Raw genomic sequence first — 16,153 nt, 5'->3', positions numbered from 1 at the left:
AAGAAGAATTTATAAAGAGAATGATCCTTTGAGAAAATCATTATGATCGACTTTCTCGCTATGCTTTCAGAAAAGGCTGTGAGGATACTCGCAAGGTGTGCGCAGAGAGGCTGTTTTTTTGAGTTATCCACTTATACAGTGATTAGTTCCTATATAACGATCATAAAGAGATCCCTTATAGATCCAAAGAGATCCCCGATCGCCGCAGGCCGCACCACACAAGGGCTGAGAGGGTGTTGTCATTCACTGTAATCAGTAAAGTATTCACTGTAATCAGTACTTTATTCACTACACACAGTAGAAAGTTCACTATAATCAGTGCTAATGTTCACTGTAGTCAGAAAACGATCCTTTTCATCCACAGAATGAAGATCTTATCCAATGGCAGATAAAGATAGTGAAAACAAAGCGTTACTAGAGCCTTTTCTGTCTGTGACCAAAAACAGTGGCGAAGTTATCCAGCTTCATCCAAACAAAAATAATACCGTCCAGCCTGTGGCTTTAATGCGCCTGGGTTTGTTTGTGCCCACGCTTAAATCCACAGCGCGTGGCATCTCGGGTGCGATGGCTTCAACCGATGCCACTAAAGAACTTAAAAACCTTTCGCTGGTTAAAGCGGAAGGTTATGAAAAGATTACCATCACCGGTGCCAGGCTGGATATGGATAATGACTTTAAGACATGGGCAGGTATTATCCAGTCATTTTCCCGCTATCCGACACAGGGAGACACGGTGACGCTGCCCTTTATTGATTTCGTGAAGATGTGCGGAATACCTTCGGCGAACTCCTCTGCTGCGTTACGCAAGCGCCTTGACGCCTCATTACGTCGTATCGCGACGAATACGCTTTCTTTTGAAGGTAACGGTAAAGCCTACCATACGCACCTTGTCCAGTCGGCCTACTACGATCGCGAAAAAGATATCGTGCGCATACAGGCCGATCCTAAGCTATTTGAGCTCTACAACTTCGACCACAAGGTTTTACTGCAACTACGCGCCATCTCCCGCCTTAAGCGTAAAGAATCGGCTCAGGCGCTTTATACGTTCCTTGAGAGCCTGCCAACCAATCCTGCTCCTATTTCTCTTGCGCGTTTACGCATGCGCCTGAATCTCGGATCAAAAATTACCACTCAGAACCATGTGGTGCGTCGCGCGATGGAACAGCTCAAAGAGATTGGTTACCTTGATTATTCTGAAGTTAAACGCGGGCGTTCCGTGTTTTTCATCATTCACAGCAGAACGCCAAAGCTTGATGGCATAAGCAATCTTGAGGGAATCGATACGCTCGAAGACATCGATTTTGAGGACTAGCCCGAAGGTTCACTGTAATCAGTACATCCTGCGTTGCAGTGTCACTTTTGCCTGAAAGTGACATCCGCATTCTCTTCTCCGCTATTCCCTGTGCGATGCAGTGCGCAAGATGTTCACTGTAATCAGCGCCGTTCACTGTAGTCAGTAAAAGCGTACTGCCTAAAACTCTCTGTTCAATTCCCTTTTTTTAAATGTGATATTAATCAATTGATTATATGTTTGTAGGTGCTCACTATTATTATTGGTAGTCCCTGCTTCCTCTTCCGAACCCACAATTACTGATTACAGTGAATGTTGCCTCTGGCGTGCACATCAGCAGACAGGACTGATTATAGTGAATCCCCGCACGTTATCTATCAAGCTGATTACAGTGAATTTTTAATGTATCTCTCTGTTTAAAAAGAGCTTTTTTTTCGGGGTTTTTCGAGTCCTTCTCCTCGTTTTGGCTTTAACATTCCAGATAATGACACGTGAAAAAAGTGACAGGGTTAGTTGGATTGCTGATTACAGTGAACGTGATGTTACCTGTAGAGCGCGATAGTCATATCTGCCATCACATTTACTGATTACAGTGAACATCTTGACTCATTACAGTGAACGTCCAGCCGGTAGCGCGGTACCTGAAAACACAGGTGCTGATTACAGTGAACATTTCACCTGTCGGTGCCCCGCTTCCAGGTTTGGTGCGGATTCTCGTTTTTTCATCTATTGATTACAGTGAATGTTTTACTGACTACAGTGAATCTGTAAACTGCATTCAACCATTTTCACAGGTAATGACTAAATACGATGCGGGGAAAGAGACATTGTTAACTCCACTGACTACAGTGAATGTTTTGACGAAAGCGCCTCTGGCGGCAAGGACTTCCTTGATGCTCTGTTGATGGATAACAAGGCATGGATTACCAGCAGACGGTATCCCCTACTGACTACAGTGAATGTTTTAACCCGGGTACGGCATACAAGCGTTCTGGAGTGTACCGTCATGGCACGTGATGAGGGTGGCGGTGTGCTGAAGAGTGCTGCTGCTGAGCATGAAAGCCAGACACAACATGACTGAGATTACTGACTACAGTGAACGTTTATGCGAACCGGGCAGTTTTACTGATTACAGCGAATATTATGGTTGCCGCCCTTGCTGACTATAGTGAATTTTTAGCCCTGCTGTAGTAAATCAAAAACTGTCTTTACCTCCCTCACTCACTCCTGTTCTTTACTGCCTGGTGCCTGCTGTAGAGAGCTGTCCAGTAAGGTGGGGAGTTTCGCATTATCACTATGTCGTCACTGACTACAGTGAATCTTCTACTGTTTATAGTGAATGTTTTAAGCTTGTTGGGTTTCCTGTTTCTGCTAACCACAGTGAATGCATTAGAGCGTCCTGATTGAGCGCGCTATGACGCTACCTTAACCTGTTTACTCTTCTTCATGCCGGGCCAGCTAGCCTTTTTCAGGGCAGATTGATCAATGTAAAAACCTACTGATTACAGTGAACGTTATCACTTCTGTTCATCATTCTGGTTGCCGTTTCATACATATGGGCCGCGGGAGTGGGATTCGACAGGGTTGTGTTCGGGCTTATCAGGTGGAATAAGCTCGGACTAGACGCGTTTCACACGATGCCTGTCCAGCGCGACACACGCTCATTACAGTGAATTGTGCGAATAGCGTCACAAAAATCAGGAGTTTCACATCTAACACAAGATTACGTTTATAAGATAAATTCTTGCCTGATGTGCAGGATTTAGGTATAAATTCATAAATCCTACATGTTTGGAGTAAGTATGGCTAACGATGATAGTCAGGTCATGAAAGTTGCTCAGCGTTCAGAACGCATGTTATTGAGCCTTACTGAACAAATTCAGGCACAAAAACTTGAGTTGCAAGAAAACAGTTACTACCAAATCTATGCCAAGGCTGCGCTGGCGAAACTGCCAAAGTTAACGCGTGCCAGCGTAGATTATGCAGTGAACGAAATGGAAGAGAGTGGCTATCAGTTCGATAAACGTGCAGCAGGTAGCTCCGTCAAGTACGCGATGTCCATTCAGAATATTATTGATATTTATCATCATCGCGGCGTGCCTAAATACCGCGATCGCCATACTGAAGCCTTTACTTTGTTTGTGGGTAATCTTAAAGGTGGTGTTTCAAAAACCGTTTCTACGGTTTCTCTGGCTCACGCGCTGCGAGCGCACCCTCACCTCTTGTATGAAGACCTGCGCATTCTCGTTATTGACCTTGATCCACAGTCCTCGGCCACCATGTTTTTAAACCATGAGCGTTCTGTTGGACTTGTTGAGGCCACGGCCGCTCAGGCGATGCTGCAAAACGTCACGCGTGATGAGCTGGTGAATGAATTTATTGTGTCATCCATCATCCCCGGTGTGGATGTGCTGCCTGCGTCGATAGATGATGCATTTATTGCATCAAGTTGGGATCAGCTTTGTGCCACACATCTGCCCGGGCAAAATATTCATTCAGTGTTATACGATAATGTGGTTTCTAAGCTTAAAAAAGATTACGACTTTATCTTCATTGATAGCGGGCCACATTTAGATGCCTTTTTAAAAAATGCGATAGCCGCGTCCGATCTGCTGATGACGCCTGTCCCGCCTGCGCAGGTGGATTTTCATTCCACACTCAAGTACCTGACCCGTTTGCCCGAGCTCATCGGCATTATTGAAGAGTCCGGCGCGACCTGTCGACTTCAGGGCAACATTGGGTTTATGTCTAAGCTTTCAAACAAAGCAGACCATAAACTTTGCCACAGCCTGGCAAAAGAAATTTTCGGTGGCGATATGTTGGATGCGACGCTGCCGCGTCTGGATGGTTTTGAGCGATGTGGTGAGTCTTTTGACACCGTGATATCTGCCAATCCCTCTACCTATGTCGGCAGCAGTGAGGCGTTGAAAAATGCCCGTTCTGCCGCTGAAGACTTTGCTAAAGCGGTTTTCGACCGCATTGAATTTATCCGCCTGAACTGAGGTTTATATGAGTGCAAAAAGAATAACGATCGGCAGAACCTTCAGCCAGACACCGTTAAACACAGAAAAAAGCGCTGATAGCCATTCACAAACGTTTGTACTGGCAACAGGAAAGCGTGCCTTATTTCGTTTTGAACATATTCTTGCGAATGACGTTGAAGCCAAAACGTTTGTGACCATGGAAACAAATGGGCGTGATCAGTCTGGACTCACACCGGACTCGCTACGCGATATTATTCGCACTATTAAGCTTCAGCAGTTCTTCCCTGCCATTGGTGTCATGCAAGGTGAACGTATTGAGATCCTGGATGGCTCACGACGTCGTGCGGCGGCGCTTTACTGTAAAACTGGCCTTGATGTGCTTGTCACAGATGCGGCGATAACGCCTGATGAAGCCCGCCGGCTGGCTCAGGATATCCAGACAGCACGTGAGCATAATTTGCGTGAAGTCGGTATGCGGTTACTGGCACTCAAAGACGGTGGCTTGTCACAAAAAGAGATTGCTGAAAACCAAGGGCTCTCACAAGCCAAAGTTACGCGAGCCCTGCAGGCCGCTAGCGTTCCTGCTGATTTGATATCCCTTTTTCCGAATCAATCTGAGCTGACTTATCCTGATTATAAGGCGTTGCTCCAGGCGGCGGATAAACTCAGTGAAACAGGCCAGACTGTAGATGCACTGATAAACGCAATCTCAGCGGAAATTGATGTGGTAAGAGCGCGTGAGGGTTTAGCTGAGGATGAACTGAAAAATACCATTCTCAGGTTGATTCGTCAGGGCAGTCAGACACTGGTGAAAGAACCGGAAAAAGATAAAACAACGGCGGTCACCCTCTGGTCTTTTGCAGATAAAGATCGCTTTGCACGTAAAAAAACGCGCGGAAGAATGTTCAGCTATGAGTTTAACCGTCAGTCCAAAGAGCTCCAGGATGAGCTTGATAAGGTCATTGCTGAAACCTTAAAGAAATATATGACGCGTTAAAACGTACATCAAACCAGGCAACCTGTATTTGTCTGGTTTGCGCTTTCCCCCCTTCTTTTTTTCTCCGCCATTCACGTTTCAGTACGCTGTTAATAGCGAATTTCAGGCTGAAATCGCCAAAGAAAACGGCCCCAGATGTTTTTAACATCATAATTTAAATGACTATTTTATTTTTATTGATCTGAAATTCGCCAGTTTTCTTGCTCGTAAAAACCTAATCAAAAACATGTTGAAAATCGGACAAGAATGACAAAGACGGTTTTAACGCTGAAAATTTTCATTGAACGTCGATGTAAGGCCTGAGCGATATTTGCTCAAGCATTCTCCTGTCTGGAGGTCTCTCTTAACAGCTTAACGATCCGAAATACCATTTTAACCGCATCGCGCAATATGCAGAGTCGCTAACAGCATAACGGGATGGCGAAAGCAGCGCTGTTTTTAAGATTATACTATTGATAAATAACGTTTTTATTCTGGCGATTTCAGGCTGAAATTCCATCCGAGGTGAAATTTTTGTCATCGTTGAGGCGATAAAATCATTCAAATTTACAGCTTTTATTGGCTTTAGAATGCTAAAAGGAAAAATGCTAAATATCATTGAGAATGATATACAGAAAATATCCCTTACTTATCCACAGAAAAAGTGGATAAGTAAGGGAATTCTGAATAAACCCTTTTGAACGTAGGCTGTCATCCTGTTGCAATCAAATGGTAAAAAGTGGATGACGAAAGTCACACCTTAGCCAATTCATCTGATCTGTAAGAGCAAATGCCTCTCTGAGTAAACGATATTGCTTAGGTGCAAAACTGAGGTTTTGACGTGTCTGGAATACTTATCGGCGAGTGCAACAGGTTCAGGCCGCGCCAGACCGCCCTCAATATCTGCACTTATGTACCTGGCCCTTCTTCAAACATTACTGCCGCTCTCTCTTAACTGGGTTTGGTCCGACGATGGCATTGTCATGTTGAACAAAAAAGATTTTGCGACGGATTGCTATTTATCCGTGCCTCCGGAGCCTGAATGTAAGGGTTCACTCAAGGCCGTTCTTAATATGTGTCGCATGAATCACGTCCCAACTCGGTCAGTCTAACGTTCCCCCTATCAGACGGAAAAGCCCTGATGCCATTTGTCCAAAGAAAACAGCATCAGCCAATGCCAAACGGATAAGTTCTTTAGAGGATAACGGCGAAGAGATTGCCCGTACTTTTATTCACTGTAATCAGAAACGACTTCTCTGGAGCCGATCGCTTCCAGCTATCCCTTTAAAAAAGTGCCACTCAGTATCATCTACTGATTGCAGTGAATGCTTCAGTGTTGGCATACGTAAGTGTGCATGCTTACGGAGCGGGTGATATTTCCCGTTCAGCGGGAGACAGGATTACAAGTAGAGTCAGCGCAATCCGGGCTTTAACCAATGGGGCTTAAAGGGAAGGATCGTATCTGTGTCGGTGTTGCGCTGATTACAGTGAATACATGCATAACGTTCACTGTAATCAGTAACAGTAAAGTGGCCTGTTTGGCGATTTCAGCCTGAAATCCTTCTTCACCTCAGATTCAATGAGTCAGAATGGTGTGAAGAAGTCGGTAAGAGGATACCTTTGGGAGAATATCTGGCTCAGGCATACGCGCACGACCACTCAATTTTTAACGGCCTAAAACAATGCTCATATCATTCACACTTTGCTGCCTGTTTAAAGGTCAGTATTTAATGAGCCAGAAAACAGACCACCATTCGACAGATAACATTGCAGGTACCGTCGTTACTCGGATAAATGGGTAATCCCGTGCGCTTTTAAATGTGTTCCTCATCTGTGTTAATAAGGTCTGCGAGGTAACGAGCAATTAGCCATGATTACGCCGCAAAAAAGAGTCTTTACTCTGCTACGTAGTAGTTCTCAGCTTTAACGCAGTACCCTGACTGTCGTTGATTTGTTGATGCCATGATTATTTAACATAATACACAACGCTGTAGTGAACCCTATATGCTGATACCCGACTATTTGCAGCCACTGCGTGTGCTGTGTTTGTTTAGCTGCCTGATTACAGTGAACAGAAATTACATTCACTGTAATCAGATATGGGCAGGATGCTTGGCGATTTCAGGCTGAAATTCAGGTGCTGCACTGCGTTTCATCGGCAGGCTGAATATATACCTGCACCTGGAACAGGAGAAACGAACGTTCTTCATTATGATAAATTGCTGAAGCCTGCCACTTGCGGCACAGTGCATTCCCCAGACGAAAAGCAAAAGTGTTCAGCTGGTTGTGGAGCATCTTCAATGACGGTTCTCATGGAAGCTAAATGGCTGCGTTTGACTCACCATCAGGTAGATGGTGCGGCGGAATATCCCGGCGAAGAAAACCTTCCTTTGTGGCGTTGAGGAGCAGCAACTGACCTGTCCCCGCGAGCAATGTGCACCCTGGCAAAAAAATCATTATGTTGCGTATAGCGGGAGCACATGAAAGCTAAAAACCGTTCTGATAATCCAGAGATAACATCCAGATGATAAAAGGCGGGCAGGGCGCGTAGCCTTGCTTATCCTCTGCTTAACACCGAGAGAGCGACAACCTTAACCGGGCTGGAAATGAATTGCTGTTCCCTTCCAATGCGCAGAGACCAGCATCTTCAGGAGGATTCGTGCTGATAGCTTCAATCAAATATAAGCGCAGAAGGCGTCAGCTATGCTGTCGATAGCATAGTTAACAACGGTATTGGGCGCATCAGATATTCATGTGCCGGTCATCATGATTTCCCCTGAAGGCGAAATGTTAGGCGAGCAACGTGCAAGAGCATGCCATATTTTACCTTGATAGGTTGTCATCACTGACCAGCAGTTCAAAGCCGATCCTTTCCTGCAAAATATCGTCTGCCTGCTTAGCAAAATAAATGTCCATAACGCTGTGTTTTGATGGTGGTGACGCTAACGGCGGACATCGTATGAAGAAGAGGAGTTATGCACCGCCGATAAGAGCGTTGTTAACCTGTATCACAACGTGCGTGCAGTATGTATAAAATCACAGGGCGATGATTGCGTCGATTTCAATGAGCAAGTCTGGCGAAAACAGGGCACTAACCTGCACCAACGAGCTGGCAGGTAAGTGGTCTCCGTATCGTTTAAACAGTACGTGACGCAGCGCATCAATATCGGCAAAGGAGGTAATAAAAATAGTCACTTTGAGTAAATTCGCCAGTGAGGTGTGCTCCGCCGCGGCTATAGTTTCCAGTTGATCGAAGATCACGTCTGCCTGATCCGCAATATCACTCTGATGCGCCGTAGTACCGAAGGCCGTTAAGCCTGATACATAGAGCGTTTGATTGTGGCGGACGGCATGGACGTAAGGGGCATTTACCTGCCCCAGTGCGGGATAGTTTTTCCGTTCTGGCATCATAGTGGTTTGCTCCTGATGAATCACTTCTGCGCACGTATCAGTTGTGTGCACTGGCTACTGTTATGCGACGCTTGCTGTTTCTGCTCAGGCGTCAGCGTCTTCCAGTCATTAATGACCCGGTTTGCGAGGGCAGGGATGAAATGGATTTTTTGCAACGCGTAATCTGAATTACTGCCCTCTATCACGTTTTGCATATCTTTGTGTAACTGATGTTCATTCTGCTGAGATACCGCGCAGATCACGGAAATGTAATAGGCCTCATCTTCAGCATTATAATGGGGGATTAACCACCATCCCAGGCCGCCAATGGCAATGGCGGCTGGAATAATGAATTTACGTTTTAAAGCTGTCATGTATTTATCCTGACTTATTCATATGACTGGTGTGAGTGGCCAGAGCCCGGGCGCGTATCCTGCCATAAATGCGTTGCATAGTTAAATCCTCGCTAAAGTGAGCCGTCTCTGCCGTGGATATGCCATAAGATTAGGAAATTTATGGAAGAAAAACCGGTTGTAACAGGTGTTTACTTTCCATGAAATCCTGGCCAGAAAACTATAAAAATTAATACAATTAACAGGTTACAGACCCAGACTTATCTGTATTAACCGCGATGCATTCGAAAGCGTACTACCATTAGATGGCGGGGTTTTAGGTAACCCGGGGGAGAGATATACACATTCATAGGGGAACGGCGTGCTTATAAAAAAGAAGAAGATAAGATCTCACACAGAGGACCGCTATCTGGCCCTGGCACTGGCAACAACCGCCGGCATACTTAATGCTATGGCACTGGGCGCATTTGGTTTTTTCCCGTCGCACATGAGCGGGAACACCTCTCAAATTTCAACAGAAGTCTTTACTTCCGATCTGGATAGCCTGCTTTTTCTTGCCGGTTTGATCTCGGCATTTGTCATCGGATGCACATCCGCCAGGTTAGTCATTATTGCAGGAGAACGACGTAAAATCAGAACCATTTTCTGCCTGATCATACTGGCAGAAGGTTTTGCCCTGACTGCCGCATCGCTGTTTGAAAAATTATTTTATTCACCCAGTTACAATGGTGAGGTCCTGTTAATGCTTGGATTCCTGATGGGGCTCCACAACGCGACCTCGACGCAATTATCAAACGGCCGTGTCAGATCGACACATATTACTGGCACGCTTACTGACGCCGGAATCGCATTCGGTTCTTATCTGTCGTCGTTTGTATCACGTGCAGAGCCTTGTGACAGACGATTTGCACAAAAGCAGTTATATACGCATTTAACTACGGTGTTGTCTTTTTTAACCGGTTGTATTGTCGGTCTGCTCCTGTTTAAAACCTATGCCTTTAACGCTATGATTGGGCTGGGTATTTTTCTCATTATTCTCTCAGTAAGCGCAATTGTGATGACGTTATATAATGCAAAGAAGTTGTAATAGTTAATTTATCGGAAAGGCGGTTTTTGCTGATGTTTATTTCGTTAACCGCTTTTTTTTATTAATGAAATGCTGATCACGACAATAAATAATATTTTTATATTAAAACTTGGAATCGCTATTCAATGGATTGGGAACGTTATGCGAGCATACATTCCGATTAACTGACCAAAAAAAGAAATAAATCTTTACGTTTTATCTGATTTTGTAAGATTTTGAGGGTGAGTATAATTTTTTAGCAGGAGTGAAAATAAATAGACCCAAAAAATCAATAATATAACGCTGTATTGCCGCTTCGCTTAAGGTTTATTTTCATTATCCGCTTTGTTTTCATGATAACAAAGGTGTTAGTCTGTATATACATACACCAGTTGGAGGTTATGTGAATAACCATGAAGACAACGATATTCGTGCGCTGATTGGGAGAGTGGTAAGTGAACTTCTGAAGGTGGGTGAGCCCATACAGTTTCACCAAATCACAGATGCATTGTTTCGTTTGAGTCAGGACAGCCGTGACAGGCGATTCAAAGTTCTTTGCCAGCGCGCAATCCATTTTTTTTCACGCAAAATGCACTAATGCTGACCTGTAACCTCACCATTTTGCAGGATAAAACAAAACTGACGTGGGCATTACCTGCGTCATCCATTACTGAATCACGCAGTTAACAGAATCAAATACCTGCATCGTCCGGCGTACGACCGACAACGATTTCCAGCGTTCTGCGTAACAGCTCAATACGGAACTCATCATCAGTGCATTCAAGCTCTGCAATCAAATACAGGATGATGGCTTTATTGGTTACGCGTTTCTCATCGCTAACGATATTTCTGATAACTCTGCCAAGCAACTCAGTTTCCTGAGCAAGATGCTCTCCCTCACTGCGAAAAAACTCGATGATGGCTAAATCTGATGTGCTCTGTTGCATAGTCATAATTCTCTAGGAAAATCGTCAGTTGCATCTTTGGGAGTCAGCCGACAGTGTCATTAAATATTAAGGTTAATCGGGCGTAACACAGGTTAGTACTTACACTTTACGATTGCTCAATCATTAGGCAATCGCCGTGAACTCAATGTTTTTTAGAGCCTTCCGGAGGGCCATCGTTGTTTAAGCGATGATTATCACGTTCGGGAAGATCAACTCTGCGGCGGCTGTTGGCTGAGGCTATTCCTTTTTGGACTTCAACAATCGCAACTTTAATAGCCTGAAGCTTCGTTGCATCGTCGGTTTCGCCTGCCATCGCTTCTAGCTGAGCAATTAACGCATTACTGGATATCGGACTTTCCGATTTGAGTAAGGTCAGAACAGCCTCACCTATCATCACGTCCGTTATTTTTTCTTCTTCACTTCTGTACATACTGGCTTCTCTGATTACGATTTGTGGCCATGTTCCGGTCACGATGACGGGGACAGCTAACCTTCCCGCGTCAGCTGTGGGCAGTACTATCCCTTTGAGTAAATGTGGTACTGCCCGATCAGAAATTACTTTCGGTAACGAATTAATATTTAAAGATGAAAACCTTCTATTCGCTTTCGCGACTAAACAATAATCCAATCAACGCCTGGTAATGACGTTGTTGCTCCGTGGCATCACAACTATCAAGACGGTGAAGTAATTTACTGCAAATTGCTTTACGAGAAAGGGTTTGACCTGCGCGCAGTAGCTCAACAACAATCTCTCCCAGCGTTTCTTGCTGCGAGGGCAAATTTGCCTGGTTGAAGTAACGGGCGATGTCGCTGGTATTATCCGGTGCATGTCCGTTCTGACGCATACTGTTATCCTCAAGTGGTTAAAATGTACTTTGCCATAGAGCGAAAGTTATACAAGTTTTAAAAACTTGTACAGAATTTTGATGAACTTGAGAGGTTTTTTTTGTGCAAAAGATGCTAACGCATTTAAAACAAGAAGTTACAGAAGGATAGAGCATGTGTGGAGGTTATGTTGCCTTAACGCTAAAAGGCGCAAGGTTAATAACCTGCTGCTCTGAAAGGAGCATAGTACTATTTTAAGAAAATGTCATCGCAGTCATTATCTGCGGATGGTGAAAACACGGACTTGCGTGCTGACCAGCCGGGACCTGCTGCCAGGCGAGATCCAATTTTCCTGAAACCCATAAGCCATTTCGTTGCATCATACAACTGTGACAGTCTGGCCTCATCGACTTCAGATTTCGTCATCACGTTAAGCTCATCGACCAGAGACTCGACGCTGACATCCTGATTAATTGCAATCAGATTCAGGGCGGCTTCGCCAATGATCGTGTTGGTCAGTTGCTGCTGGGAAAGTAACAAAAGAGCCTCCTTTGATCGTTGTTCGATGAGAGTAATTTTAGCAAAGAATACTGTTCCCTTTTACCTTAAGAGCTATCCGCTGTGAGGAATCGGTTGTGCACCGCGCATTGCGTCGAATTTTTGCATATCGGGTTGCGCCATGTTGCCCGAATTTTGCTTTTAGAATAACTATTTAGCCACTCTGCATTACAAAAGCTCAAACTTCCATTCATTTCATTAAAAAACTTCACAAAGTGTTTCTGTGTGATCTTTTATAGCCTGTGCTATAAAAGTTAGCTAATGCTAAATTATGAGAATGGTCACATTCAAACGTTGGGTGGCGAATATGGTGAGAAAAATATCAGTTACTACACTTGGCATCTTTTTTAGTCTGTTCCTTAGTGTTCACAGCTATGCGGCGGAAAAATTTAAGGTTGTCACCACCTTTACTGTTATCGCTGACATGGTAAAAAATGTGGCAGGTGACGCAGCTGAAGTCACGTCGATTACCAAACCCGGCGCGGAAATTCATGAGTATCAGCCGACGCCGGGGGATATCAAGCGTGCACAAGGCGCGCAACTGGTGATGGCTAATGGCCTGAATCTGGAGCTCTGGTTTCAGCGTTTTTATCAGCATCTCAAGGGCGTTCCTGAAGTCGTCGTTTCAACAGGCATAACGCCGATGGGAATAGGGGAGGGGCCGTATAACGGCAAACCTAATCCTCATGCATGGATGTCGCCAGATAATGCACTCATTTATGTGGATAATATCCGTGACGCCTTAGTCAAATACGATCCAGCCAATGCCAGTACCTATCAGCGCAATGCTGCCGCCTATAAACAAAAGATTGTCACAGCGCTCGAACCGGTTCGTCAGCAAATTGCCGCTATTCCTGAAAACAAACGCTGGATAGTCACCAGCGAGGGCGCATTCTCCTATCTGGCTCGTGATTTAGGACTTAAAGAGCTTTATCTCTGGCCAATTAATGCGGATCAGCAGGGAACGCCGCAACAGGTTCGCCACGTTATCGACCAAATGAAAAAAAATGCCATTCCCGTCATCTTCAGTGAAAGTACCGTTTCCGATAAACCAGCCCGTCAGGTTGCCCGTGAAACCCATGCGCATTATGGCGGCGTGCTGTTTGTGGATTCCCTGAGTACGTCCAGTGGTCCGGTGCCGACTTACCTTGACCTGTTGAAAGTGACCACTCAAACCCTGGTGAACGGCATCAACGATGGGATGAAAACACAATGAGCCCAACAATTGTTGTTTCCGACCTCTCGGTGACCTACCGCAATGGACACACCGCGCTGCATAATGCCAGTTTCAGTGTGCCAGCGGGTTCAATTGCGGCACTCGTCGGTGTTAATGGATCGGGAAAATCCACGCTTTTTAAAGCGATGATGGGATTTGTGCCTGCCCACGCCGGTCAAATCAGCATACTGGGTATGCCAACACGTAAAGCGCTTCGTCGCAGCCTGGTGGCCTACGTACCCCAGGCGGAAGAGGTGGACTGGTCTTTTCCGGTTCTGGTGGATGATGTGGTCATGATGGGACGTTACGGGCATATGGGCCTGATGCGCAGACCTAAACAGCACGATCGTGACCGCGTGACTGACGCCCTGGCCCGTGTCGATATGCTGGCATTCCGCGAACGACAAATCGGTGAGCTTTCTGGCGGTCAGAAAAAACGTGTTTTTCTCGCCCGAGCGATTGCCCAACAGGGTGAGGTGATTTTACTGGATGAACCCTTTACCGGCGTTGACGTTCAGACTGAGGCCAAAATTATCAGCTTGTTGCGTGAAATGCGTGATGAAGGCAAAACCATGCTGGTTTCGACACACAACCTCGGATCGGTTACCGAGTTTTGTGATTACACCGTCATGGTTAAAGGCACCATTCTGGCCAGTGGACCCACAGCCACCACATTCACGCCCGAAAACCTTGAGCGTGCATTTAGCGGCGTGCTGCGTCATGTGATGATTGACGACGGCCACAGTCAGGTTATCACTGATAGTGAGCGTCCTGTGATTGCACCGGCATGCGCTAATCCATCGCGAGGCCAACCATGACAACATTACTGGAACCTTTTGGTTATCAATATATGGTCAATGCCATGGCGATCTCAGCCATGGTTGGCGGCCTGTGCGCCTTTCTTTCCTGTTACCTGATGCTGAAAGGGTGGTCGCTTATTGGCGATGCACTATCACATTCAATTGTACCCGGCGTGGCGGGCGCTTATATGCTCGGCTTGCCCTTTGCCTTGGGCGCTTTTTTATCCGGGGGATTAGCCGCAGGAAGCATGTTGCTGCTTAACCAGCGCACGCGACTGAAAGAGGATGCCATCATTGGTCTGATTTTTTCCTCGTTCTTCGGTCTTGGGCTGTTTATGGTTTCACTGAATCCCACTTCCGTGAATATTCAGACCATCGTACTTGGCAATATTCTGGCCATTGCGCCTTCCGATATCTTTCAACTGGTTATTATCGGACTCACCTCTGCCATCATTTTATTTTTTAAATGGAAGGATTTGATGGTGACCTTTTTTGATGAAAACCATGCCCGCGCCGTGGGTTTACATCCCGGACGTCTGAAGATCTTATTTTTCACCTTACTGGCTGTTTCAACGGTTGCCGCCCTGCAAACCGTGGGAGCCTTTCTGGTCATCTGTCTGGTTGTCACACCGGGGGCAACGGCATGGTTACTGACCGACCGGTTTCCCCGTTTACTGGCTATCGCTGTCGCCATCGGTAGCATTACAAGCTTTCTGGGCGCGTGGGTGAGCTATTACCTTGATGGCGCGACGGGCGGAATCATTGTTGTAGCGCAGACATTACTGTTTTTGCTGGCCTTTGTGTTTGCGCCTAAGCATGGTCTGTTGGCGAACCGCCGTCGTGCCCAAACGCAGTCCATTCGGGAGGCATGATGATGTGGCTGGAACCGTTTCAGTTCGATTTTATGAATCATGCTTTACTCATTGCCGCTGTGGTCGCGGTGCCTTGTGCGCTGCTGTCCGTTTTTTTGGTGCTGAAGGGCTGGGCATTGATGGGGGATGCCATGAGCCATGCCGTTTTCCCCGGCATTGTGTTGGCCTGGATGCTGTCGTTACCTCTGGCTGTTGGCGCATTCAGTGCCGGTTTTTTCTGTGCTGTTGCCAGCGGTTATCTCAAAGACAACAGTAGAATCAAGCAGGATACGGTCCTGGGCATTGTTTTTTCCGGTATGTTTGCCGTGGGTTTGATCTTATATATTGCCGTGAAACCAGCGATCCACCTCGACCATATTTTATTCGGCGATATGCTCGGTATCAGTCGCAGCGACATATTCCAGACCCTGGGCATTGCCGCCGTAATTGTTGTCATGGTCAGCCTGAAGTGGCGCGATTTGATGCTGTTTAGTTTTGATGCACAGCAGGCGCAGGTCTGTGGTTTACCGGTGCGCTGGCTGCATTATGGGCTGTTATGTATGGTCTCTCTGACCATTGTGGCGACATTGAAAGCCGTCGGCATTATTTTATCGATTTCTCTACTCATCGCTCCAGGTGCCATTGCCGTTTTGCTGACCCATCGATTCTCCCATGCCCTGATGCTGGCGACGCTGATTTCGCTGATTGTGTCACTCTGTGGTGTTTATCTGTCTTTTTTTATCGACAGTGCCCCCGCGCCGACGATTGTCGTGTTGTTTGCGCTGGTCTTTATCGTCAGTTTTCTGATAACTAACCACAAACTACCGCGCTTACCCCATTCATGATGCTGATGAACGCGCTGGCCGCCGTGTAAACCCAGGCGGCTGGCGCGCCCTA

Annotated in this window: 14 protein-coding genes; 8 read left to right on the top strand and 6 right to left on the bottom strand. The window is 46.0% G+C overall.

The features are described 5' to 3' along the window. Positions 1-381: 381 nt before the first annotated feature. The 3 genes from NR177_RS10330 to NR177_RS10320 all read left to right on the top strand — a co-directional run bounded on the left by NR177_RS10330 (position 382) and on the right by NR177_RS10320 (position 5,271). Entirely contained in the window at positions 382-1,311 is a 930-nt protein-coding gene (locus NR177_RS10330; protein ID WP_063877001.1) for a RepB family plasmid replication initiator protein, read from the top strand. Between the two features lie 1,781 nt (positions 1,312-3,092). After that, the gene (locus NR177_RS10325; RefSeq protein WP_063877098.1) at positions 3,093-4,292 is read left to right on the top strand and encodes an AAA family ATPase; all 1,200 of its coding nucleotides are present in this window, start codon (positions 3,093-3,095) and stop codon (positions 4,290-4,292) included. A 7-nt stretch (positions 4,293-4,299) separates the two neighbouring features. After that, positions 4,300-5,271 (top strand): ParB family protein, encoded by a 972-nt coding sequence (locus NR177_RS10320; protein ID WP_096011676.1) that lies wholly within the window; start codon positions 4,300-4,302, stop codon positions 5,269-5,271. A 3,015-nt stretch (positions 5,272-8,286) separates the two neighbouring features. On the opposite strand, the gene NR177_RS10315 is transcribed toward NR177_RS10320, so the two are convergent. Together NR177_RS10315 and NR177_RS10310 are read right to left on the bottom strand one after the other, a co-directional pair. Beyond that, positions 8,287-8,661 carry a RidA family protein gene (locus tag NR177_RS10315; protein ID WP_256852840.1) on the bottom strand — a complete coding sequence of 125 codons (375 nt, stop codon included), beginning with the start codon at positions 8,659-8,661 and terminating at the stop codon, positions 8,287-8,289. Positions 8,662-8,681: 20 nt separating this feature from the next. Then, the gene (locus NR177_RS10310; RefSeq protein WP_256852839.1) at positions 8,682-9,014 is read right to left on the bottom strand and encodes a hypothetical protein; all 333 of its coding nucleotides are present in this window, start codon (positions 9,012-9,014) and stop codon (positions 8,682-8,684) included. 340 nt (positions 9,015-9,354) lie between these two features. On the opposite strand from NR177_RS10310, the gene NR177_RS10305 reads away from it, so the two are divergent. Next, entirely contained in the window at positions 9,355-10,080 is a 726-nt protein-coding gene (locus NR177_RS10305) for a YoaK family protein (protein ID WP_096011673.1), read from the top strand. 671 nt (positions 10,081-10,751) lie between these two features. Here NR177_RS10305 and NR177_RS10300 read toward each other — a convergent pair. The 4 genes from NR177_RS10300 to NR177_RS10285 all read right to left on the bottom strand — a co-directional run bounded on the left by NR177_RS10300 (position 10,752) and on the right by NR177_RS10285 (position 12,371). After that, positions 10,752-11,006, bottom strand: a complete 255-nt coding sequence (locus NR177_RS10300) for a biofilm/acid-resistance regulator YmgB/AriR (protein ID WP_063876994.1) — start codon at positions 11,004-11,006, stop codon at positions 10,752-10,754. A 142-nt stretch (positions 11,007-11,148) separates the two neighbouring features. Continuing rightward, positions 11,149-11,436 carry a hypothetical protein gene (locus NR177_RS10295; RefSeq protein ID WP_096011671.1) on the bottom strand — a complete coding sequence of 96 codons (288 nt, stop codon included), beginning with the start codon at positions 11,434-11,436 and terminating at the stop codon, positions 11,149-11,151. A gap of 166 nt (positions 11,437-11,602) precedes the next feature. Further along, positions 11,603-11,851: a regulatory protein YcgZ gene (ycgZ, locus tag NR177_RS10290; protein ID WP_109717709.1), complete on the bottom strand. Its 249-nt coding sequence runs from the start codon at positions 11,849-11,851 to the stop codon at positions 11,603-11,605. Between the two features lie 229 nt (positions 11,852-12,080). Then, the gene (locus NR177_RS10285) at positions 12,081-12,371 is read right to left on the bottom strand and encodes a hypothetical protein (protein ID WP_063876991.1); all 291 of its coding nucleotides are present in this window, start codon (positions 12,369-12,371) and stop codon (positions 12,081-12,083) included. Between the two features lie 325 nt (positions 12,372-12,696). On the opposite strand from NR177_RS10285, the gene NR177_RS10280 reads away from it, so the two are divergent. The 4 genes from NR177_RS10280 to NR177_RS10265 are packed head-to-tail and all read left to right on the top strand — an operon-like array spanning position 12,697 to position 16,101. After that, on the top strand, positions 12,697-13,605 hold the full coding sequence (locus tag NR177_RS10280; protein ID WP_241568095.1) for a metal ABC transporter substrate-binding protein: 909 nt from the start codon (positions 12,697-12,699) through the stop codon (positions 13,603-13,605). Beyond that, positions 13,602-14,423 (top strand): manganese/iron ABC transporter ATP-binding protein, encoded by an 822-nt coding sequence (locus tag NR177_RS10275; protein ID WP_241568043.1) that lies wholly within the window; start codon positions 13,602-13,604, stop codon positions 14,421-14,423. Before NR177_RS10280 ends, NR177_RS10275 begins: the two co-directional genes overlap by 4 nt. After that, a complete protein-coding gene (gene sitC, locus NR177_RS10270; protein WP_096011668.1) occupies positions 14,420-15,277 on the top strand; it encodes an iron/manganese ABC transporter permease subunit SitC in 858 nt (285 codons plus the stop codon). Before NR177_RS10275 ends, sitC begins: the two co-directional genes overlap by 4 nt. Continuing rightward, on the top strand, positions 15,274-16,101 hold the full coding sequence (locus NR177_RS10265; RefSeq protein WP_370513222.1) for a metal ABC transporter permease: 828 nt from the start codon (positions 15,274-15,276) through the stop codon (positions 16,099-16,101). Before sitC ends, NR177_RS10265 begins: the two co-directional genes overlap by 4 nt. Positions 16,102-16,153 lie beyond the last annotated feature (52 nt).

The organism is Pantoea sp. Fr+CA_20, from assembly GCF_024520835.1.
In the GTDB taxonomy this organism is placed as follows: domain Bacteria; phylum Pseudomonadota; class Gammaproteobacteria; order Enterobacterales; family Enterobacteriaceae; genus Pantoea; species Pantoea allii.
Note: the sequence above shows the minus strand (reverse complement) of the source record. Positions and strands in the feature narration are given on the sequence as shown.

Bases quoted from the DNA above. Each gene is read 5' to 3' on its own strand.
- NR177_RS10330 (WP_063877001.1), top strand. From the start codon at position 382: ATGGCAGATAAAGATAGTGAAAACAAAGCGTTACTAGAGCCTTTTCTG.
- NR177_RS10325 (WP_063877098.1), top strand. From the start codon at position 3,093: ATGGCTAACGATGATAGTCAGGTCATGAAAGTTGCTCAGCGTTCAGAA.
- NR177_RS10320 (WP_096011676.1), top strand. From the start codon at position 4,300: ATGAGTGCAAAAAGAATAACGATCGGCAGAACCTTCAGCCAGACACCG.
- NR177_RS10315 (WP_256852840.1), bottom strand. From the start codon at position 8,661: ATGATGCCAGAACGGAAAAACTATCCCGCACTGGGGCAGGTAAATGCC.
- NR177_RS10310 (WP_256852839.1), bottom strand. From the start codon at position 9,014: ATGACAGCTTTAAAACGTAAATTCATTATTCCAGCCGCCATTGCCATT.
- NR177_RS10300 (WP_063876994.1), bottom strand. From the start codon at position 11,006: ATGCAACAGAGCACATCAGATTTAGCCATCATCGAGTTTTTTCGCAGT.
- NR177_RS10295 (WP_096011671.1), bottom strand. From the start codon at position 11,436: ATGTACAGAAGTGAAGAAGAAAAAATAACGGACGTGATGATAGGTGAG.
- ycgZ (WP_109717709.1), bottom strand. From the start codon at position 11,851: ATGCGTCAGAACGGACATGCACCGGATAATACCAGCGACATCGCCCGT.
- NR177_RS10280 (WP_241568095.1), top strand. From the start codon at position 12,697: ATGGTGAGAAAAATATCAGTTACTACACTTGGCATCTTTTTTAGTCTG.
- NR177_RS10275 (WP_241568043.1), top strand. From the start codon at position 13,602: ATGAGCCCAACAATTGTTGTTTCCGACCTCTCGGTGACCTACCGCAAT.
- sitC (WP_096011668.1), top strand. From the start codon at position 14,420: ATGACAACATTACTGGAACCTTTTGGTTATCAATATATGGTCAATGCC.
- NR177_RS10265 (WP_370513222.1), top strand. From the start codon at position 15,274: ATGATGATGTGGCTGGAACCGTTTCAGTTCGATTTTATGAATCATGCT.